This is a genomic window from Hydrocarboniphaga sp. FW305-C-57 (assembly GCF_058783045.1).
Genome location: NZ_JBYSYG010000003.1, coordinates 315,868 through 334,235, shown reverse-complemented (window position 1 = coordinate 334,235; position 18,368 = coordinate 315,868). Strand labels below are relative to the sequence as shown.

The following is an 18,368-nucleotide window of genomic DNA, read 5'->3' as shown; positions in this document are numbered from 1 at the left end:
CCCGCCTCACAGTCGCTTGAGCAGCTCCGCATCGAAGCGCGCGGCGTCCTGCACCTGCGGCGAGTGTCCGAGATCGTCGAAGCTCACGAGCTCCGAGCCTGCGATCCGCTGCGCGGCCTGGCGTCCGAGCTTCGGATAGTTGCCGAGCCGCTTCGCCACCGACGGCGGAGCCGCGTCCTTGCCGATGGCGGTGTTGTCGCGCTGGCCGATCATCAGCAGCGTCGGCACGCGAATGCGATCGATCTCGCGGATCACCGGCTGCGTGAGCAGCATGTCGGTCGTCAGCGCCTGGTTCCACGCCGTGAGCTTGCCGTCGACGCCGTCGTACTGATCCGCGAGCATCCGCACCCAACGGTCGTACTCGGGCTTCCATTTGCCGTCGTAATAGGTCTTCAGCTGGTACTGCCTGATGCTCCCGGCGCTGGTCTTGAGCTCTTTCTCGTAGTACGCGTCGATACCCTGGTACGGCACGCCCTCCGCGAGCCAGTCTTCGAGTCCGATCGGGTTCACGAGCACGAGCTTTTCGAGCTGCTGCGGATACATCAGCGCGTAGCGCATCGCGAGCATGCCGCCCATCGAATGGCCGATCAGCGTGATGCGCTGCAGGCCGAGCTTCTGCGTCAGCGCATGCGTGTTCGCCGCGAGCTGCGCGAGGCTGTACTGATAGCTCGCCGGTTTGCTCGATTTGCAGAAGCCGATCTGGTCGGGCGCCACCACGCGGTAACCCGCCGCCAGCAGCGAGCGCATCTGCGCCTCCCAAGTCGCGGCGCAGAAATTCTTGCCGTGCAGCAGCACGACCGTGCGGCCATTGGGCTTGCCGGTCGGGGCGACGTCCATGTACGCCATCTGCAGGCCCTGGCGCTGGGTTTCGAACGCGAAGCTGCGAACCAGGAACGGATACGCGAAGCCCTCCATGCCGAGCGCCGGGCTCGGCTTGGCCTCGGCGCGCACGGCCGGCGGATTGTCGGGCGGCGGGGTCGCGAATGTGGGCAGCGCAAGGCAGGCCAGCAGCATTGCAGTCATCGTGCGGATCATGGCGGCTCTCGGAGCGAGCGGGTCGTGCGGCGCAGCCTAGCGCCATCCGATGAATTCACGCGGAGCGACTCGCCCGTGGCTGACGGCGATCGGCAGCCAGCGATCGGCGATAATCCGCCGCCATGCCCTCCCGCGCTTCGAAAACCCCCAACCTCGCCGTCGTCGGCGGAGGCCCGGCCGGCCTGATCGCGGCCGAAGTCGCGCGTGCGCAGGGCATCGAGGTCGATCTCTATGAGCGCATGGGCTCGGTGGGCCGCAAGTTCCTGATCGCCGGCAAGGGCGGGCTCAATCTCACGCATTCGGAGCCGCGGCCCGCGTTCGACGCGCGCTACTACGAGCAGCGCGAAACCGTCGGCCGCTGGCTCGATGGCTTCGACGCGCAGGCCCTGCGCGAGTGGGCGCGCGGTCTCGGCGTGGAGACCATTGTCGGCAGCTCCGGGCGCGTGTTTCCAGCCGATTTCAAGGCCGCTCCGCTGTTGCGCGGCTGGGTGCGCCGCTTGCGCGCCCAAGGCCTGCGCTTTCACGTCGAGCACGATTGCACCGGCCTGCGCGCGCTCGCCGACGGCTACGAGCTGAGCCTGCGCACGAATGCGGGCGAGCGACTCGCGCACGCCGACGCGGTGCTGCTCGCGCTCGGCGGCGCGAGCTGGCCCGAGCTCGGCTCGAACGGCCGCTGGACCGGCTGGCTGCAAGGCCTGCCGATTCGTGCGCTGCGGCCCGCGAACTGCGGCTTCGAAGTCGACTGGAGCGAACACTTCTCGTCGCGTTTCGCGGGCGCTCCGCTCAAGCCGGTGATCGCGCGCTACCGCGATGCGAGCGGCGCCGAACAGTCGCAGCAGGGCGAACTCATGATCACCGCGCAAGGGCTCGAAGGCGGTCTGCTCTATGCGCTTTCGGCAGGTCTGCGCGAGGTGCTCGAAGCACAGGGTTCGGTGCAGCTCGTGCTCGATCTCGCGCCGCAGCGCAGCGCAGCCGAACTGCAACGCGCGATCGCGAGCCCGCGCGGCAAGCGTTCGATGAGCGAACACCTGCGCCGGACCGCGCATCTCGACGCTTTGCGCGTCGGGCTGCTTCATGAAGCGCTCGGCAAGGACGGGCTGGCCGATGCGCAGCGCACCGCCGAAACGATCAAGCGCCTGCCGCTCACGCTGCTGCGCACGCGCCCGATCGAAGAGGCGATCAGCAGCGCCGGCGGCGTGCGCCTCGATGCGCTCGACGACGCGCTGATGAGCCGCACGCAGCCCGGGCTGTTCTGCGCCGGTGAGATGCTCGACTGGGAAGCGCCGACCGGCGGCTATCTGCTGACGGCCTGCTTCGCGAGCGGGCATCGAGCCGGTATGGCGGCTACGCGCTGGCTGCTCGAAAACACCCCCTAAGTCGACGACACCTCGCGACGCCGCAGCAGCACGATCACCTCGTAATGCCCGGTGTGCGGAAACATGTCGAGCAGCCGCGCCTTCGTGGGCTCGAACGCGGGCATCGAGCGCAGGTCGCGCGCGAGCGATTCGGCGTTGCAGCTCGAATAGATCACCGATTCCACCGCAGTCGATTCGTCGAGCAGCCTCGCGAGCGGCTCGCCGATGCCGCGTCGCGGCGGATTGACGATGACCAGGTCGGGCCGCTCGCTCGCCTGACGCACGTAATCGGTCGCATCGCCGACGATGAACTCCATGCGCGCGAGTCCGAGTTCGTCGCGGCTGCGGATCGCGCTCGCGATCGCCTCGGCGCTCAGCTCGATGCCGGTGAGCTTGCGCCACGGGCCCGCGCAATGCAGCGCGAAGCCGCCGACGCCGCAGTACAGATCCCAGATCGACGCGGGCCGGATTTCGTCGACCCAGTCGCGCGCCTGGCGATACAGCGCGGCGGCGATATCGGTATTGGTCTGAAAGAAACTCTGAGGCCGCAGGTGCAGCACGCGATCGTTGACCGGCATGCGCAGGTCGCCACGCTCGCTCAGCAGAATCTCGCGCTCGCCCTCGAGTACGGCCTTGTGCTCGGGCTGCAGGTTCACCGACACCACTACGAGTTTCGGCAGCCGTTGCAGCAGAGCCGGAAGCGCGGCACGCACGGCCGGCAACTGCGCCTCGGATCGCATCACCAGACGCAGCATCAGCTCGCCATCGGGCGATTCGGTGACGAGCAGGAACTTGAGTTCGCCGCGACGCTCGGCGACGTCGTAGGGTGTGAGATTGGCGTCGCGAATGAAATCGGCCATCGCCTCGAAACTCGCCTGCAAGGAGGCCGAGTACAGACCGCAATCGCGAAGATCCACGCCGCGTCCATCGGCGCCCAGAATGCCGAGCACGGGCCGCCGCGCACTGCCGCTGACGACCATCTTGGCCTTGTTGCGAAAGCCTGCTTCGGGGCTCGAAACCGGCGGCAGCCAGTCGATGCCCGGCCAGGCCGACAGCAGGCCGGCGCAATGCCGCTGCTTGGCGCTCAGCTGATCGGGATAGGCGGTCGCCAGCTCGGTGCAGGAGAGACAGCGACGGGCAGTGAAATGAGGGCAATGCACGCGCGCATTCTACGCGCGCCGCTCAGGTCAATCTCGCCTCACGCCTAAGCCCTCACGCAATCGTCAGGCTTGCTGCTGGCCGAGCAGCTGGGTGCGGCGCAGGGCGACGAATTCCACCACGCCGAGCAGCACGACGGCGCCGAGCGTCACCGGGCGGGACACGCTGATCTTGCGGACGATACGGGTCATGGGCCGGTCTCCTCGCGCGCTTCCGAGGCGGAAGCGGACTGAATCGCGAAACCCCAGGCTAGCGCCCGCGGATGACAGCCTGATGGCGAATCGATGACGGCGCACGTCAACAGACTGCAATGCGCGCGGCCTATGTTCCGCCGTTTCTTCGAAACCCGAGCCCACCCGACCCGATGGCCGTTCCCCTGCCCAGCTTGCAGCGCCCGACGCCCGAACTCGACGAGATCGAGCGGCTGATCGAAGCCGGTCGGCCGCATCTGGAAGCCCGCGTGCTCTGCGAGGTCAAGGCCGGCAAGCGCCAGCTGCCGGTGCATGCGATCACGCTCGGCAATCCGTCGCCGGACGTTCCGGCCGTGGGCTTCTTCGGCGGCGTGCACGGGCTGGAGCGCATCGGCGCCGAGGTGGTGATCGCCTATCTGGCCAGCCTGGTGTCGCGATTGTCCTGGGACACGCTGCTCGTGCAGCAATTGCAGAACCTGCGCCTGGTGTTCATGCCGCTGGTCAATCCGGGCGGGCTCGCGCTCGGCACGCGCGCCAATCCGCGCGGCGTGGACCTGATGCGCAATGCGCCGGTCGACGCGACCGATCCGGTGCCGTTCATGGTCGGCGGCCAGCGCGTGAGCGCCGGCCTGCCCTGGTATCGCGGGGCCGCGGGCTCGGCGATGGAGCCCGAAAGCGCGGCGCTCTGCGCGCTCGTGCAGCAGGAGCTGCTCGGTCGCCCGTTCAGCCTCGCCATCGACTGCCACTCGGGCTTCGGCGTGCAGGACCGCATCTGGTTTCCGTACGCCCACACCTTCAAACCGATTCCGCACCTGGCCGAAGTGCACGCGCTATGGGACATCTACGCGCGCAGCCAGGCGCATCACCCGTATGTGTTCGAGCCGCAAAGCCTGCAATATCTGACCCACGGCGATCTCTGGGACTACCTTTACTTGCGCTCGATCGAAGACACGCAGCACCGCTTCCTGCCGCTCACGCTCGAAATGGGCTCGTGGCTGTGGATCAAGAAGAACCCGCGCCAGCTGTTCTCGCGCTACGGCATCTTCAATCCGCTGATCGCGCATCGGCAGCGACGCGTGATGCGCCGGCAGATCGGCCTGCTCGATTTCTTCACGCGCGCCGCGAGCAGCTACGAGCGCTGGCTGCCGCAGGCCGGCGAGCGGCGCGAGCAGCATCGCGCCGCAGCGCTCGATCTCTGGTATCGCGGTCGCGTCCAGGCATGAGCGAGCCAGTCACCTGGGTGCTGCTGCGCGGCCTCATGCGCGAGGCCCGGCATTGGGGCGCATTTCCGCAGGCCTTCGCCGAAGCGCTCGGCGTGCGCGTGGTGCTGATCGACCTGCCCGGCAACGGCGAGCGCCATGCCGAAACGAGTCCGGGCACGATCGAAGGCATGGCCGAGGCGGCACGCGCCGAATTGCATCGGCTCGGCCTGCGCGAGCCCTGGAACCTGCTCGCGATGTCGATGGGCGCGATGGTCGCGGTCGCCTGGGCGCAGCGGCATCCGCACGAAATCGAGCGCGCCGTGCTCGTCAACACGAGCCTGCGCCCGTTCTCGCCGTTCTATCGCCGGCTGCAACCGCGCGCCTATGCGGGCTTCGCGAGGCTCGCGCTCGGCACGCCGGGCGAGCACGAGATCGAACGCGGCATCCTGAAGCTGACCACGACCACGCGCCCCGAAGCGGTGATCGACGACTGGGTGGCCTGGCGCCGGGAGCATCCGGTCAGCCGCGGCAATGCGCTGCGCCAGCTCGCGGCCGCCGTGCGCTATCGGGCGCCCCGGCAGGCCCCGCTCGAAAAACTGCTGCTGCTCAGCGGCGCCGGCGATGCGCTCGTGCATCCGAGCTGCTCCGAGCGGCTCGCGACACGATGGAACCGGGAGCTGATCGTGCACCCGAGCGCGGGCCACGATCTGCCGCTCGACGATGGCGAGTGGGTGATCGAAACCGTGCGACGCTGGGCGGGGTGAAGGCTGCGCACAAGTAGGGGCTGTGGACGAGTAGCGGTTAGTACATCGAACGGCCCCTCTCTCCCCTGCTTCGCAGGGACTCTCTCCCGCAAGCGGGAGAGAGGAACGGCATGCCGAGTGCGCCTACGCCCATAACACTCATAATAGGGGGCGACCGCTCCTACCCACCCCGCGCATGCGCCTCAACAAGTTCATCAGCGAAACCGGCATCTGTTCCCGTCGCGAGGCCGACAGCTGGATCGAACGCGGGCGCGTCAGCGTCAACGGCAAGCGCGCGGAGCTCGGCACGCAGGTCAACGAAGGCGACGAAGTTCGCGTCGACGGCAAGGCCATCGGCGCGCGCAGCAAGCAGCATGTCTACATCGCGCTCAACAAGCCGGTCGGCATCACCTGCACCACCGAGCGCCACATCGACGGCAACATCATCGATTTCGTCAAGCACAAGGAGCGCATCTTTCCGATCGGCCGCCTCGACAAGGAATCCGAAGGCCTGATCCTGCTCACGAGCAACGGCGACATCGTCAATGAAATCCTGCGCAGCGAAAACCAGCACGAGAAGGAATACATCGTCATGGTCGACAAGCCGATCACCGATGCGTTTCTCGACGGCATGAGCCGCGGCGTGCGATTGCCCGAGCTCAACGTGACGACCAAGCGCTGCAAGGTCACGCGCTTCGAGGCGCGGCCTGATCGCGCGTTCCGCATCGTGCTCACGCAGGGGCTCAACCGGCAGATCCGGCGCATGTGCGAGGTGTTCGGCTACGAAGTGCGCAGGCTGCAGCGCGTGCGCATCATCAACCTGCGACTCGGCACGCTGAAAGTCGGCCGCTGGCGCGACCTGACACCCGACGAACTGCGCGCCCTGCTGCCGCAGCGCACGAGCTGGTAAAAGCATCATTCACCATCGACAAGGACCTACCAATGGCGACCGTGGAAGTCAGTACCCGCATCGGCAGCACGCCCTACACCGCGACCAACCGCAGCGGCGCGCACGAATGGCTCGCCGACGAACCGGCCAGCCTCGGCGGCGCCGACCTGGGCCCGACGCCCGATCACCTGCTGCTCTCCGCACTCGGCAGCTGCACCTCGATCACGCTGCGCATGTACGCGGATCGCAAGCAGTGGCCGCTGCAAGGCGTGGAAGTGGAGCTTGCCTTGAATCCAGCCGGCAAGCCGGCCGATGGAAGCTCGCTGATCTCGCGCAAGATCACGCTGCTCGGCGAACTCGATGCGGAGCAGCGCGAGCGCCTGCTGCAAGTGGCGAACGCCTGCCCGGTACACAAGATCCTGAGCGGGCGCATCGACATTTCGACCGCCTTGACCTGATCACGACCACACGCCAGGAGAACCGTCATGACGAGCGGACCCGAGCTGCAACTCATCGAAGCGCGCGCCGAGATCGTCGGCGACGGCATGCCGATCCATCGCGCCCTGCCCTCGCGCCTGCGCCGCATGGTCGGACCGTGGTGCTTCCTCGATCACATCGGCCCGGCGACGCTGGACCAGAGCGGCCCGCTGCACGTCGGCCCGCATCCGCACACGGGCTTGCAGACAGTGACCTGGCTCATCGAAGGCGAAATCTTTCATCGCGACAGCCTCGGCACCGAACAGCTGATCCGCCCGGGCCAGCTCAACGTGATGACGAGCGGACGCGCGATCTCGCATTCGGAGGAATCGCCGAACCCGGCCTCGCCGAACATGCACGGCGTGCAGTTCTGGATCGCGCTGCCGGACGAATCGCGCCACGTCGAGCCGATGTTCGATCACTACGCGCAGCTGCCGATCGTCGATCGCGGCGGCTTTCACTTCACCGTGATCGAAGGCGATGCGCTCGGCGAGCGCTCGCCCGCGCGCAGCTTCTGGCCGACGCTTGGGCTCGACATCGTCACCGCCGGCAGCGCAGCACTGGACCTGCCCTTGCGTGAGGACTTCGAATACGCCGCCTTCATGCTCACGGGCTCGGCCGAAGTCGGTGGCACGGCACTGGCTCCGAATGCGCTCGTCTATCTCGGCAGCGGGCGCAATGTCCTGTCGCTGCACAGCGAGAAGCCCTCACGCTTCATGCTGATCGGCGGCAAGCCTTTCGAATCGCCGATTCTGATGTGGTGGAATTTCGTCGCACGCGAGAAGGCCGAGATCCTCAAATCCGTGCACGAATGGAACGCCGGCAAAGGCGAGTTCGGTGAAGTTCACGGCTACCCCTACGGCAAGCGGCTCAGCGCGCCGGTGCCGCCGTGGATCGAACACGAGCCGCAATGAGCCTCAGGCCGCTTCCTCGCGCTTGGCTACGGGCGTCCACTCGACTCCGAGTTTCTGCATCAAAGAAGCCGCATCGACGGGCGCCTTGACCTTCACGTCGTTGTCGAAATAGCAGTAGACATCGCGCTTGGCGCGCGGCCGGCCGCTGGCCTCGTCGATGGTCTTCGCCTGCGCCGCAGCCTCACCGCGGCGCCAGCGATCGATGCGCTTGGCCCAGTGCGCGATCGCCGCATCGCCGTAACCGCTCTTGTAGAGCTCGATGTCGCCGTGCAGGCGCAGGTAGACGAAGTCGGCCGTCAGGTCTTCGGCGTACGGCCATTTACCGGCGGTATCGGCGAACACGAGCGCAACGCGGTGCTTGCGCAACAGGCGAATGAAGGCCGGATCGACGAAGCTCTCGTTGCGAATCTCGACCGCGTGACGCAGCGGCCGATCGGCATCGATCTCCAGGCTCACGCGATCCTTCGCCATGTGCCGCGCATGCCGGCGCGCGAGCGTCTGCGCCTCTGCCGTCGAGTGCGGCAGCAGGCTCAGAAATTGGTCGAACAGCTCAGCGTCGAAGTGCATGCTCGGCGGGAACTGCCACAGGAACGGGCCGAGCTTTTCCTTGAGTTCGAACAGCCCGGACGCGAAGAAACTCGCAAGCGGTTCCTCGACGTCACGCAAGCGCCGGATATGCGTGATGTAGCGGCTGCCCTTGATCGAAAACACGAAGTCGTCCGGCGTATCCGCGTACCACTGCGCGTAGCTCTTGGGGCGTTGCAGCGCATAGAACGAGCCGTTGAGTTCGATGCTCGGAAACTGGCGCGAGGCATATTCGAGCTCACGTCGCTGGGCGAGCTTCTTCGGGTAGAACACCCCCCGCCACGGCGTGTAGCGCCAACCCGAAATCCCGATGCGAACGCGGCCTGTCTGCTTGCTCATGCGCACAGAGTGTGCGGCGACGATGAATTTTCGCCGAACGTCGCGGATTCTTACTCAAGGAGCGCTCTGCCGTTCCTCTCTCCCACTTGCGGGAGAGAGTCCCGCCGAAGGCGGGGAGAGAGGGTTCATCGGCAAGTGAGCGCTTCTTTCCGGGCCGTCCCTCTCCCGGTTCTTCGAACCACCCTCTCCCGCTAGCGGGAGAGGGGACACGCAAAAAAAACGCTGCAGGCAGCTTCCTAACGCACCTGTGGATTCACCATCGCGCGCGGCTCTCCGTCTGTCAGCGCCGCGATCAGGTTGTCGGTCGCCATGTCCGCCATCGCCTGCCGCGTCTCGTGCGTCGCCGAGCCGATGTGCGGAACCAGCACGACGTTGTCGAGCGACATCAGCGGCGAATCCGCGGCGAGCGGCTCGCGTACGAAGACGTCGAGGCCGGCGCCGGCGATACGGCGCTCGCGCAGCGCCACCGCCAGCGCGGCCTCGTCGATGACCTTGCCGCGCGCGACGTTGACGAGGAACGCGCTCGGCTTCATGAGCGCGAATTCACGCGCGCCGAGCAGGTTCTCAGTTTCAGGCGTCAGCGGAGCCAGCACGCAGACGAAATCCGATTCGCGCAGCAAGTCGTCGAGCGAGCGCCGCTGTGCTCCGTAGTCGCGCTCCACCTGCGGCTTGTCGCTGCGCGCGTCGTAGAGCACGCGCATGCCGAAACCGAGCGCCGCACGACGCGCGACCGCCGCACCGATGCGGCCCATGCCGATGATGCCGAGCGTCTTGCCGTAGACGTCGCTGCCGAATTCGGGTGTATCGACGCTGCGCTTCCAGCCACCGCTGCGCACGAGCCGCTCGAGTTCGGAGATTCGACGCGCGCAACTGAGCATCAGCGCGAGCGACAGATCGGCGACGCTCTCGGTCAGCACGTCGGGCGTGTTGCAGAGCAGGATGCGGCGCTCGGTGAGCGCCTCGACGTCGTAGAGGTCGTAGCCAACCGTCACCGTCGACACCACGCGCAGCTTCGGGCTCGCCGCGATGCGCGCCCTGTCCCAAACCAGGCCCGCGCCGATGACACCCTCGGCCTCGGCAAGCGCGGAAGCGAAGGCGGGATTGCGCGAGAGCCCGGACTGGCCGGTGAAATCGCGCAGTTCGAAGGTCTCGGCAAGGCGAGCGATGCAGGACGGCGGCAGGGCCGCATAAGCGACGACGGTCTTTTTCATGCGCACATTGTAGAGTCTGGACTCGAATCGTTCCGCGTTGACTTCGAATCCGTTCCAATCAGGGGAGAAAACAAACGATGCTCACGATCACGCCGCTCTACGCGGGACTTCTGGCCTTGTGGTTCCTGGTGCTGAGCTTTCACGTCGTCCGCTTCCGCACCGGAGGCATCAATCTCGGCGACGGCGGCAGGCCCGAAGTGCTTCGCGCGATTCGCGCACACGCCAATTTCGCCGAGTACGTGCCGCTCGTGCTGTTGATGATGGCGATGCTCGAAACCGGCGGCGTGCTCGCGCCATGGGTGCTGCATGCGATCGGCCTGATGCTGTTCGTGGGTCGCGTGCTGCACGGCATCGCGCTGGCCTTCACCGAAAAATGGTTCCTCGGCCGCGCGGCCGGCATCCTGCTGACCTTCGCCTCGCTGGCGATCGCGGCGGTGCTCTGCGTCTGGCGCGGTCTGGCCCCGTTCACTTTGTAGGCGGGATCATGCGCCTCTGAACGGCCGGCGAATCCCCCGGTCGATCCGCACCGCAATCCGCACCATCGAGCCAAGGACGGCGAGCATGCAGAGTTCCACCCAGACCGCGAGCGGTACGGCGATCAGCACGGCGATCACCACAGATATTCCGTGGCGTCTCGATCGCCTGCCGTGGAGCCGCTTCCACACGCTCGTCGTCGTCGCGCTCGGCATCACCTGGATACTCGACGGGCTCGAAGTGACGCTCGCCGGTTCGGTGTCGGGCGCGCTGAAGGCAAGCCCGGCACTCGCGTTCACCGACATGCAGGTCGGCATCAGTGCGAGCGCCTACGTGCTCGGCGCGGTGAGCGGCTCGCTGGTGTTCGGCTGGCTCGCCGACCGGCTCGGGCGCAAGAAGCTGTTCACGATCACGCTGCTGGTCTATCTCGCCGCGACAGCGGCGACCGCGTTCTCGAACAACTTCATGTTTTTTTTGCTCTGCCGATTCTTCACGGGCGCCGGCATCGGCGGTGAATATTCGGCAATCAACTCGGCGATCCAGGAACTGATTCCGGCGCGCTATCGCGGCCACACCGATCTGGTCATCAACGGCAGCTTCTGGGTCGGCGCGGCGCTCGGTGCGCTCGGCGCCATCGTACTGCTGCAGCCCGGCCTGCTGCCGCCCGACATGGGCTGGCGCGTCGCTTTCGGCATCGGCGCGATTCTCGGTCTGGGCGTGTTGCTGCTGCGAAGCATGCTGCCCGAGAGTCCGCGCTGGCTCATGACGCGCGGACGCATCGCCGAGGCCAAAGCCATCGTCGAGAGCATCGAGGCGCGAGCACTTGCCCATGCACGCGAGCCGATGGCCGACGTGCCACCGCATCGCGTCGAGATCCACGCGCGCGACGAGAATTTCGGCGTGCGCCATCTGTTCGAAAGCCTGTTCAAGCACTATCCGCAGCGCGCGGCCGTGAGCTTCGTGCTGATGACCTCGCAGGCGTTTTTCTACAACGCCATCTTCTTCACCTACGCGCTCGTGCTCGGCACCTTCTACGGCATCTCGCCCGACAAAGTCGGGCTCTACATCCTGCCGTTCGCGATCGGCAATTTCCTCGGTCCGCTGCTGCTCGGCCGCCTGTTCGACAGCGTCGGACGGCGGCCGATGATCGCGTTCACGTATGCGATGTCGGGCATCCTGCTGACCGTCACGGCCGTGCTGTTCGATCGCGGCCTGCTCAGCGCGACGACGCAGACGCTCGCGTGGTCGGTGGTGTTCTTCTTCGCCTCGGCCGCCGCAAGCTCGGCGTATCTGACCGTCGGCGAAAGCTTTCCGCTCGAGATACGCGCGCTCGCGATCGCCGCGTTCTACACGCTCGGCACCGGCGCGGGCGGCATCGCCGGGCCGTGGCTATTCGGCACGCTGATCGGGACCGGCGAGCGCTCCGCGATCGCGGCCGGCTACGGCTTTGGCGCGGTGCTCATGATCATCGCGGCCGGCGTCGCTTGGCGTTGGGGCCTCGCGGCTGAGAGGCGCTCGCTCGAATCACTCGCGAGGCCCTTGTCGAGCAGGGCTCCGACGCAATAGCTCTGTTCCCTCAGCCCGATCGTTCTGTCCTCTCTCCCGCGTGCGGGAGAGAGTCCCGCCGAAGGCGGGGAGAGAGGGGAAGCCGTTGGGAACAGGCACTCTGCCCAAGCGTGCGCCCTCACCCGGTGCTGACGCACCACCCTCTACCGCCCGCGGGAGAGGGGATGGCCAAAGCTCGGACTACAATGAGCCATGAACAAGCCCGACGCCCCATCCTGCCAGCGCAATCGCGACCCGATCCTCGAAGTGCTGCGCGACCACTGCGCCGATCGTCGCGAAGCGCTCGAGATCGGCAGCGGAACCGGACAGCATGCCGTTCATTTCGGCGCCGCCCTGCCGCATCTGCGTTGGCAAACCTCGGAACTGCCCGAACACCACGCCGGCATTCGCGCGTGGATCGACGATTCCGGCCTGAGCAACGTCTTGCCGCCGATCACGCTCGACGTACGCGGCACATGGCCCGAGGCGCGCTACGACTTGGTGTTCACCTCGAACACGCTGCACATCATGAGCTGGGAGTCGGTGCGGCAGCTGTTCGAGCGCTTGCCGGACATCGTCACGCCCGACGCGAAGCTGATCGTCTACGGCCCCTTCAACTATCACGGCCGCCACACGAGCGACAGCAATCGCGACTTCGACGGCTGGCTCAAAGCACGCGATCCGCAGAGCGGGATTCGCGACTTCGAGGCCGTCAATGCGCTCGCTCGTGCTGCTGGGTTTGGCTTGCTGGAAGATCGGGCGATGCCGGCGAACAATCGATGCGCGGTGTGGCAAGCGGGCGCTGGCAAGCACTGACAACACTGTGCACATAGTTCAGCAGTGCTCACATCGGGCTCCGCGCATCAGGGAATACTTTCCGGATTTTTTAGGGGCGACTAAAGCGGGAGAAGAAGCGCGGCGCGGTCACTTTTGAAGTTCGGCGTAGGCGCATTATCGCGATAAAAACCACACGATTTGATTATGCGTCCACTACGGGGGTGGCCAGTAGGCGGGTAGGCCGAACGCGTTCAAGTACTCAGTGGCTGCTGACTCGATCTCATAGCGTCGCGCGGCTTCGCGATTTGTCGTGGCGTCCACTGGTGCTTGAAGCACGCGCTCCATTGCGCTCGCGAGTGCCTCGACGTTGCCAACGGGCACGAGCGGGCCATAGCGGCCGTTATCCAATATCTCTGCTGGACCGCTGGGGCAATCCAGGGCGATGACCGACGTGCCGCACGCCAAGGCTTCGATGAGTACGAAGCCGAGCCCTTCCCAGCGTGAAGTCATCACAAAGAGATTCGCATGCGCCATGAAGGAGTAGACGTCAGGGCGAAAGCCGATGAAATCCACGCAATCTTGAACGCCTAGATCCGCGCAAAGGCGCTGCAGTGCATCCTTTTCGCGCCCTTTGCCTGCTATCACCAATCGTGCATCGCGTTTAGCGCGTAGACGGGCAAACGCATGGATGAGTGTCGTGAAATCTTTTCGGGGAGCCAACTCCCCAACGCCGAGGATGATCGGTTGCCGGTCGCCGCCAAACCACAAATGATCCGGCTGGGGCTGGGTCTCGGTGAACAACGAGGCAGGAACTACCGGGCTTGCCACTGAGCGTATGTGCTGTCGCGGTAAGCCGGTGTAGGCCGCCATGTCATCCGCAACGGCCTCGCAAGTCACAATCACCTGATCGGCGAAGGGATAGAGATAACGCATTGAGCAACGTTGAATCCATCGCTCAAGCCACCCTCGATGCTGCAGATCGATCGAGATCGTCGTGCCCGAACTCAGCACAAGTCGCGTACTCGCCGTTCTGCCCGCAAGCCATCGCGCAATCAATGCCGTTCTGTTGACCCTATCTTTGTCGCCCAGCAAAACGGCGGGGCGCTCCTGCTTCAGATAGCGAATAAGGTATGGAAGCGCTGCGTAAGTGGTCGCGGCGCCGGTATCCAGCACACGTACGTTGGGGGGCACATCGTGGAGTTCTGGGCCGTGCCGACGCACTTTCAGTAAATCAACCTTGTAACCTCTTGATGCCAATGCAGGGATCAAGTTGCGCATCGCACGATCAACGCCGCTATGCCCGGACGTCGACATGAAGATGGCGATTTTGGGGGCTACCGGGTCGTCACAAGTTGACATCAAATGTTCCTGCCAGCTTGGAGGCGGCGCAGTATAAGCGCCTCGATGCGAACTCAAAAAGACTGTCCGCAAGACTCTACGGGCAGTCTTCAGCGGGCCTCAAGTTTTACGGCGTGGTGCACTGAGTGGCGTTGTACGGCCAAACCGTGAAGGACGACATCACATCGTTCGAGATGGTGTTGGTTCCGCCGTAGTACAGCTTCATGGACGAGCCGGTAAAACCGCCGCTTTTGTAGGCGATAACGCACACGCTCGCCGGAACCGAATAGCTGCTCGCCTTATCGTTGAAGTCGCCGACGCCCGAGAACGTCATGCCGTGCGGCGCCGGATAGGAGCGCCCGGACTGGCCGCCATTGTTGTAGAAGTAAGCAACCGAGTCTTCGCACGAGAAGCCAGGGCTGGGCTGGTACACGATGTAGCTGGACGTTCTGTCATTCCAGCCGCGGCTGCCCAGTTCTGGATAATCGCCGGCAGGGAGGATCAGCTTATCGCCGCCCATGTTCGCAGCCACGCATCTGGAACTTTCTAGGAGAGTGAATAACCGCCTACTGTAATTTCTTACAGTGACCCATCCTTGGCTCAGTAAGTCGCCAACCGCGTCACACTCCGAGGCTTGAGTAGCGGCATGGGCATACTCCACGCGCGCAGCTTTTAGGCGCACCACCGAACTTGCTGACGCCGAACGACGGAGGTCCGGACCTTCCACGATGCAGCTTCCCGGCGCGTGAATTCAGGGCCGAGCCGCTCGGCCCGAACTCCATGCCCGACCCATCACGAGCATGCGATAAGCGAGACGCTCAACGCCCCACCGGCGGATTCTTGATCTCCGCCGGCAGCGACCACTCCCCGACGTCGTAACCCGCGGCCCGCATCGAGCGGACGATCGCTTCGAGTTGCTTCGGGTTGCCGCGTGTCGGCGCGAGGCTACCGGGGCGCGAGACGAGGCTTTGCATGCGCTCCAGGAAGCGTCCGCGATCGTTGAGCAGATTGCCGCTGGCGATGCGCGACGAGGCCCATTTCTGCGCCTGCACGAAGTCCTGCATCGGGATGATCATCGCGCCGCCCGCGTCGATGATCAGGCAGACGATGTCGAAGTGCCGCACGATGCGCGCACGCGTGGTGGCGGCTTCGAACAGCGTGCGTTGTGCGGGCGCCGCCACGGTCGCTCAGGCTTCGCTCGAGCTCTGGTCAAGCTTCATGGTAGTGCCGGAACCAGTCGACGAAGCGTCGCAACCCGTCTTCGAGCGGCGTGCTCGGCGCAAAGCCGGCATCGCGCTGCAAGGCTTCGGTATCGGCATAGGTGGAGACGACATCGCCGGGCTGCATCGGCAGCAGTTCGATCTGCGCGGGCTTGTCGAGCACGCGCTCGAGCGTGGCGATGAAGTCGAGCAGTTCCACCGGCTGGTGATTGCCGATGTTGTAGAGCCGGTACGGCGCACGGCTCGAGGCCGGATCGGGGCTCAGCGCGTTCCAGTCCGCATTCGGCTCGGCCGGGCGCGCGGCGAGGCGCAGCACCGATTCGACGACATCATCGATGTAGGTGAAGTCGCGCCGCATCTGTCCGTGGTTGTAGACCTCGATCGGCCGGCCTTCGAGTATCGCCTGGGTGAACTTGTAATACGCCATGTCGGGCCGGCCCCAGGGCCCGTAGACGGTGAAGAAACGCAGGCCCGTGCACGGCAAGCCGTACAGATGCGCGTAGGTATGCGCCATGAGTTCGTTCGACTTCTTCGTCGCCGCGTACAGCGACACCGGATGGTCGACGTTGTCGGCCACCGCCCACGGCAGGCGCTCGTTGGCGCCGTAGACCGACGACGAGGACGCATACAGCAGCGGCGGCAGGCCGTGGTGGCGGCAGGCTTCGAGCAGGTTCGCGAAGCCGACCAGGTTGCTTTGCACGTAGGCCTTGGGGTTGCTCAGCGAATAGCGCACGCCGGCCTGCGCGGCGAGGTGGATCACGGCGTCGAATCGCGACCCGGCGAACAGCGCATCGAGCGCAGCGTCATCGGCCAGATCGAGTTCGTGGAACGTGAAGCCGGGCTTGTCGGTGAGCCAGCGCAGGCGCTCGCGCTTGAGCGCGACGCTGTAATAGCTGTTGAGGTTGTCGAGCCCGACGACCTCGGCGCCCTGGCCCAGCAAGCGCTGCGCGACGTGGTAGCCGACGAAGCCCGCGGCTCCGGTGACCAGGACGCGACGCAGGCCGCTTGCCTCCGCCTGCTCCTGTCCCTGCCCTAGCATCGAATCCGGCTCGGTCGTCATGCCGCGCATTATGCCCCTTGCGTACAATGGCTTCCGATTCTTTCTTCATGCGCCGACCGAAGGCCCAAGGCTCGCCCCCAGCTCGATGAACCTGCTTCTGCTTTCGGCATCCCTGCTCGCGCTTGCGGCCGGCCCTGTGCTTTATGTGGCGGCGCGGCGGCGCCTGGGCCTGCTCGCCTTTCTCGACGGCTTCGTGCTCGTGGCGATCAGCGGCCTGGTGCTGCTTGAAGTGCTGCCGGCCACGCTCGAATCGGGCGGGCTCTGGGCGCTGGTCTTCCTGATGCTCGGAGCGCTGGGCCCGACGGTGCTCGAAAACCAGCTGCACCACGCGCGCCGGGCGCACGTCGCCACGCTGGCGCTGTCGATCGCCGGCCTGGTCATGCACAGCGTCGGCGACGGCACCGCTCTGGCCCCGCAGCACCACGGCGAGGTCCATCTCGCGCTCGCGCTGGCCATCTGCGTGCACAGCATTCCGGTCGGCCTGGCGGTCTGGTGGCTGCTGTATCCGGTGTTCGGCTACGCGGTGCCGGCGCTGTCGATCGCGGCGATGGCGGCCGGCACCGTGGCCGGCTACGCGTTCGCGGACACGCTCGGCGGCTGGCTCGGGGCCACCGGCTGGGCCTGGCTGCAGGCGCTCGTCGCCGGCTCGATCCTGCACGTGGTGTTCGGCCGTCCGCACCTGGAGCATGGCTCGAACGAGCGGCTCACGCATCCGCTATTCGAAGGCTCGGGCAACGTCATCGCCGTCGCCGCCTTGCTGCTGCTCGAAAACCTGCATCCGGCCGAAGAACACGCAGGACATGGCGGCCACCCCGGCCATGCCGACTACCTGCACCCGCTCATCGACCTGGTGCTCGACAGCGCGCCCGCGCTGCTCGCCGCGTTCGCGCTGACGCTCGCGCTGGCGATCTGGAACGCGCGCCGCAGTCGCAGCCCGGCCGGACGCTCCGGCTGGCTCGACCTGCTCTGCGGCCTGCCGTCCGAGCCGCTGTATCGCCGGCACGCGGCCAGCGGCCAACCGCTGCTGCGCGGGCTGCTGCAGCTCGCCGCCGGGCCGCAGCTGACGCTCGCCGGGCTGGCGCTGTCGCTGGCCCTGCTCGGCCTGCCGCTGACCGTGCTCGCGGCCGGCTGCGTGCTGCTGCTGAGCCTAGTCACCGGCCTCGTGCTGCCCGGGCTGTTCCGCGATGCGAGCCAGCCGCGTTTCGAATTCGCGCCCGAGCCCATCGTCGGCCGCGCCTGCGATCTGCACGACCACGTCTCGCCGTTCACGATCGCCGCCCCGGCGCGCGCACCGCTGCGCTCGATCAACCCGGCGCCGCCGGCCACGCCGAGCGCCGACCGGCTATGGCCGTTCGAATCGCAGCTGCCGTGGCTGATCTGCGGCCTGCTGATCGCCACCCTGGGTCTGCCGTATCTGAACGAAGGCCTGTGGTTGAGCCTGCCGCCGGGCCTGCAGCTCGCGCTCGCGGTCGGCATCGGCGCGCTGCTCGGGGCCACCGCGATCGGCGCCGTGCCGATCGCCGCGATGCTGCTCGCCACCGGCGCGCCCGCGGGTGTCGCGCTCGGCCTGCTGGTGGCCTCGGGCGCCGCCCTGCCGCGTCGCTGGCCGCTGCTGCGCAGCCTGCACGGGCGCCGCTTCGCGAGCGTTCATGCAGCCTGCTTCATCGTGGGGGCTTATGCCATCGGCCTGCTGCTCGATCGATTCGTCGCCGTACCGTCCGCCCGCGGCCACGCCGAGCCCGGCACGCTGCACCTGGTCTGCCTGGGCCTGTTGCTGCTGCTCGCCGCCGTCGCGCTGCTGCGCCGGGGTGGACGCGAGCTGTTCGCCACGCTGTTCTTCCCCAAAGCGCTCTAA

18 protein-coding genes and 1 pseudogene are annotated in these 18,368 nt (G+C 66.3%); 10 read left to right on the top strand and 9 right to left on the bottom strand.

Annotated features, from left to right (window positions below; genetic code table 11):
• Positions 1–6 precede the first annotated feature (6 nt).
• Positions 7–1,035: an alpha/beta fold hydrolase gene (locus AC3WUM_RS08865; protein ID WP_492409860.1), complete on the bottom strand. Its 1,029-nt coding sequence runs from the start codon at positions 1,033–1,035 to the stop codon at positions 7–9.
• Positions 1,036–1,157: 122 nt separating this feature from the next.
• Between AC3WUM_RS08865 and AC3WUM_RS08860 the strand changes: the two genes are divergently transcribed.
• On the top strand, positions 1,158–2,411 hold the full coding sequence (locus tag AC3WUM_RS08860) for a TIGR03862 family flavoprotein (protein ID WP_492409859.1): 1,254 nt from the start codon (positions 1,158–1,160) through the stop codon (positions 2,409–2,411).
• On the opposite strand, the gene rlmC is transcribed toward AC3WUM_RS08860, so the two are convergent.
• Both rlmC and AC3WUM_RS08850 read right to left on the bottom strand, forming a co-directional pair.
• Positions 2,408–3,550, bottom strand: a complete 1,143-nt coding sequence (rlmC, locus tag AC3WUM_RS08855; RefSeq protein ID WP_492409858.1) for a 23S rRNA (uracil(747)-C(5))-methyltransferase RlmC — start codon at positions 3,548–3,550, stop codon at positions 2,408–2,410. The two genes, AC3WUM_RS08860 and rlmC, sit on opposite strands and share 4 nt — an antisense overlap.
• 63 nt (positions 3,551–3,613) lie before the next feature.
• The gene (locus tag AC3WUM_RS08850; protein WP_492409857.1) at positions 3,614–3,739 is read right to left on the bottom strand and encodes a hypothetical protein; all 126 of its coding nucleotides are present in this window, start codon (positions 3,737–3,739) and stop codon (positions 3,614–3,616) included.
• A gap of 173 nt (positions 3,740–3,912) precedes the next feature.
• Here AC3WUM_RS08850 and AC3WUM_RS08845 point away from each other — a divergent pair, with 173 nt between their 5' ends.
• The 5 genes and pseudogenes from AC3WUM_RS08845 to AC3WUM_RS08825 all read left to right on the top strand — a co-directional run bounded on the left by AC3WUM_RS08845 (position 3,913) and on the right by AC3WUM_RS08825 (position 7,964).
• The gene (locus AC3WUM_RS08845; RefSeq protein WP_492409856.1) at positions 3,913–4,962 is read left to right on the top strand and encodes a M14 family zinc carboxypeptidase; all 1,050 of its coding nucleotides are present in this window, start codon (positions 3,913–3,915) and stop codon (positions 4,960–4,962) included.
• Positions 4,959–5,705 (top strand): alpha/beta fold hydrolase, encoded by a 747-nt coding sequence (locus tag AC3WUM_RS08840; RefSeq protein ID WP_492409855.1) that lies wholly within the window; start codon positions 4,959–4,961, stop codon positions 5,703–5,705. The genes AC3WUM_RS08845 and AC3WUM_RS08840 overlap by 4 nt, the downstream gene beginning before the upstream one ends.
• A 169-nt stretch (positions 5,706–5,874) precedes the next feature.
• Positions 5,875–6,594, top strand: a pseudogene (rluF, locus tag AC3WUM_RS08835) (23S rRNA pseudouridine(2604) synthase RluF); the annotation flags it as partial.
• 32 nt (positions 6,595–6,626) lie between these two features.
• A complete protein-coding gene (locus tag AC3WUM_RS08830) occupies positions 6,627–7,031 on the top strand; it encodes an OsmC family protein (protein ID WP_492409854.1) in 405 nt (134 codons plus the stop codon).
• A gap of 27 nt (positions 7,032–7,058) precedes the next feature.
• On the top strand, positions 7,059–7,964 hold the full coding sequence (locus AC3WUM_RS08825; RefSeq protein ID WP_492409853.1) for a pirin family protein: 906 nt from the start codon (positions 7,059–7,061) through the stop codon (positions 7,962–7,964).
• A gap of 3 nt (positions 7,965–7,967) precedes the next feature.
• Here AC3WUM_RS08825 and AC3WUM_RS08820 read toward each other — a convergent pair whose 3' ends face one another.
• Entirely contained in the window at positions 7,968–8,888 is a 921-nt protein-coding gene (locus tag AC3WUM_RS08820; RefSeq protein ID WP_492409852.1) for a DUF72 domain-containing protein, read from the bottom strand.
• A gap of 236 nt (positions 8,889–9,124) precedes the next feature.
• Positions 9,125–10,099, bottom strand: coding sequence for a 2-hydroxyacid dehydrogenase (locus tag AC3WUM_RS08815; RefSeq protein WP_492409850.1), 975 nt, complete (start codon positions 10,097–10,099; stop codon positions 9,125–9,127).
• Between the two features lie 77 nt (positions 10,100–10,176).
• On the opposite strand from AC3WUM_RS08815, the gene AC3WUM_RS08810 reads away from it, so the two are divergent.
• The 3 genes from AC3WUM_RS08810 (at position 10,177) to AC3WUM_RS08800 (ending at position 12,934) form a co-directional block, all read left to right on the top strand.
• A complete protein-coding gene (locus AC3WUM_RS08810) occupies positions 10,177–10,575 on the top strand; it encodes an MAPEG family protein (protein ID WP_492409849.1) in 399 nt (132 codons plus the stop codon).
• A gap of 85 nt (positions 10,576–10,660) precedes the next feature.
• The gene (locus AC3WUM_RS08805; RefSeq protein WP_492409848.1) at positions 10,661–12,139 is read left to right on the top strand and encodes an MFS transporter; all 1,479 of its coding nucleotides are present in this window, start codon (positions 10,661–10,663) and stop codon (positions 12,137–12,139) included.
• A 192-nt stretch (positions 12,140–12,331) separates the two neighbouring features.
• Entirely contained in the window at positions 12,332–12,934 is a 603-nt protein-coding gene (locus AC3WUM_RS08800; RefSeq protein WP_492409847.1) for a DUF938 domain-containing protein, read from the top strand.
• A gap of 174 nt (positions 12,935–13,108) precedes the next feature.
• Here the strand turns inward: AC3WUM_RS08800 and AC3WUM_RS08795 are convergent, their stop codons facing one another.
• The 4 genes from AC3WUM_RS08795 to AC3WUM_RS08780 all read right to left on the bottom strand — a co-directional run bounded on the left by AC3WUM_RS08795 (position 13,109) and on the right by AC3WUM_RS08780 (position 16,492).
• Complete coding sequence (locus tag AC3WUM_RS08795) at positions 13,109–14,254, bottom strand: glycosyltransferase (RefSeq protein ID WP_492409846.1); 1,146 nt, start codon at positions 14,252–14,254, stop codon at positions 13,109–13,111.
• A 106-nt stretch (positions 14,255–14,360) separates the two neighbouring features.
• Positions 14,361–14,753, bottom strand: a complete 393-nt coding sequence (locus AC3WUM_RS08790) for a hypothetical protein (protein ID WP_492409845.1) — start codon at positions 14,751–14,753, stop codon at positions 14,361–14,363.
• 298 nt (positions 14,754–15,051) lie between these two features.
• Complete coding sequence (locus tag AC3WUM_RS08785; RefSeq protein WP_492409844.1) at positions 15,052–15,414, bottom strand: hypothetical protein; 363 nt, start codon at positions 15,412–15,414, stop codon at positions 15,052–15,054.
• Positions 15,415–15,442: 28 nt separating this feature from the next.
• Positions 15,443–16,492 carry an NAD-dependent epimerase gene (locus AC3WUM_RS08780; RefSeq protein ID WP_492409999.1) on the bottom strand — a complete coding sequence of 350 codons (1,050 nt, stop codon included), beginning with the start codon at positions 16,490–16,492 and terminating at the stop codon, positions 15,443–15,445.
• A gap of 106 nt (positions 16,493–16,598) precedes the next feature.
• Between AC3WUM_RS08780 and AC3WUM_RS08775 the strand changes: the two genes are divergently transcribed.
• Complete coding sequence (locus AC3WUM_RS08775) at positions 16,599–18,368, top strand: permease (RefSeq protein ID WP_492409843.1); 1,770 nt, start codon at positions 16,599–16,601, stop codon at positions 18,366–18,368.

Coding starts and splice junctions, on each gene's coding strand:
- AC3WUM_RS08790 (WP_492409845.1), bottom strand. CDS start 14,753: ATGGGCGGCGATAAGCTGATCCTCCCTGCCGGCGATTATCCAGAACTG.
- AC3WUM_RS08800 (WP_492409847.1), top strand. CDS start 12,332: ATGAACAAGCCCGACGCCCCATCCTGCCAGCGCAATCGCGACCCGATC.
- AC3WUM_RS08775 (WP_492409843.1), top strand. CDS start 16,599: ATGAACCTGCTTCTGCTTTCGGCATCCCTGCTCGCGCTTGCGGCCGGC.
- AC3WUM_RS08865 (WP_492409860.1), bottom strand. CDS start 1,035: ATGATCCGCACGATGACTGCAATGCTGCTGGCCTGCCTTGCGCTGCCC.
- AC3WUM_RS08805 (WP_492409848.1), top strand. CDS start 10,661: ATGCAGAGTTCCACCCAGACCGCGAGCGGTACGGCGATCAGCACGGCG.
- AC3WUM_RS08825 (WP_492409853.1), top strand. CDS start 7,059: ATGACGAGCGGACCCGAGCTGCAACTCATCGAAGCGCGCGCCGAGATC.
- AC3WUM_RS08850 (WP_492409857.1), bottom strand. CDS start 3,739: ATGACCCGTATCGTCCGCAAGATCAGCGTGTCCCGCCCGGTGACGCTC.
- AC3WUM_RS08815 (WP_492409850.1), bottom strand. CDS start 10,099: ATGAAAAAGACCGTCGTCGCTTATGCGGCCCTGCCGCCGTCCTGCATC.
- AC3WUM_RS08820 (WP_492409852.1), bottom strand. CDS start 8,888: ATGAGCAAGCAGACAGGCCGCGTTCGCATCGGGATTTCGGGTTGGCGC.
- AC3WUM_RS08780 (WP_492409999.1), bottom strand. CDS start 16,492: ATGCTAGGGCAGGGACAGGAGCAGGCGGAGGCAAGCGGCCTGCGTCGC.
- AC3WUM_RS08810 (WP_492409849.1), top strand. CDS start 10,177: ATGCTCACGATCACGCCGCTCTACGCGGGACTTCTGGCCTTGTGGTTC.
- AC3WUM_RS08830 (WP_492409854.1), top strand. CDS start 6,627: ATGGCGACCGTGGAAGTCAGTACCCGCATCGGCAGCACGCCCTACACC.
- AC3WUM_RS08795 (WP_492409846.1), bottom strand. CDS start 14,254: ATGTCAACTTGTGACGACCCGGTAGCCCCCAAAATCGCCATCTTCATG.
- AC3WUM_RS08860 (WP_492409859.1), top strand. CDS start 1,158: ATGCCCTCCCGCGCTTCGAAAACCCCCAACCTCGCCGTCGTCGGCGGA.
- AC3WUM_RS08840 (WP_492409855.1), top strand. CDS start 4,959: ATGAGCGAGCCAGTCACCTGGGTGCTGCTGCGCGGCCTCATGCGCGAG.
- AC3WUM_RS08845 (WP_492409856.1), top strand. CDS start 3,913: ATGGCCGTTCCCCTGCCCAGCTTGCAGCGCCCGACGCCCGAACTCGAC.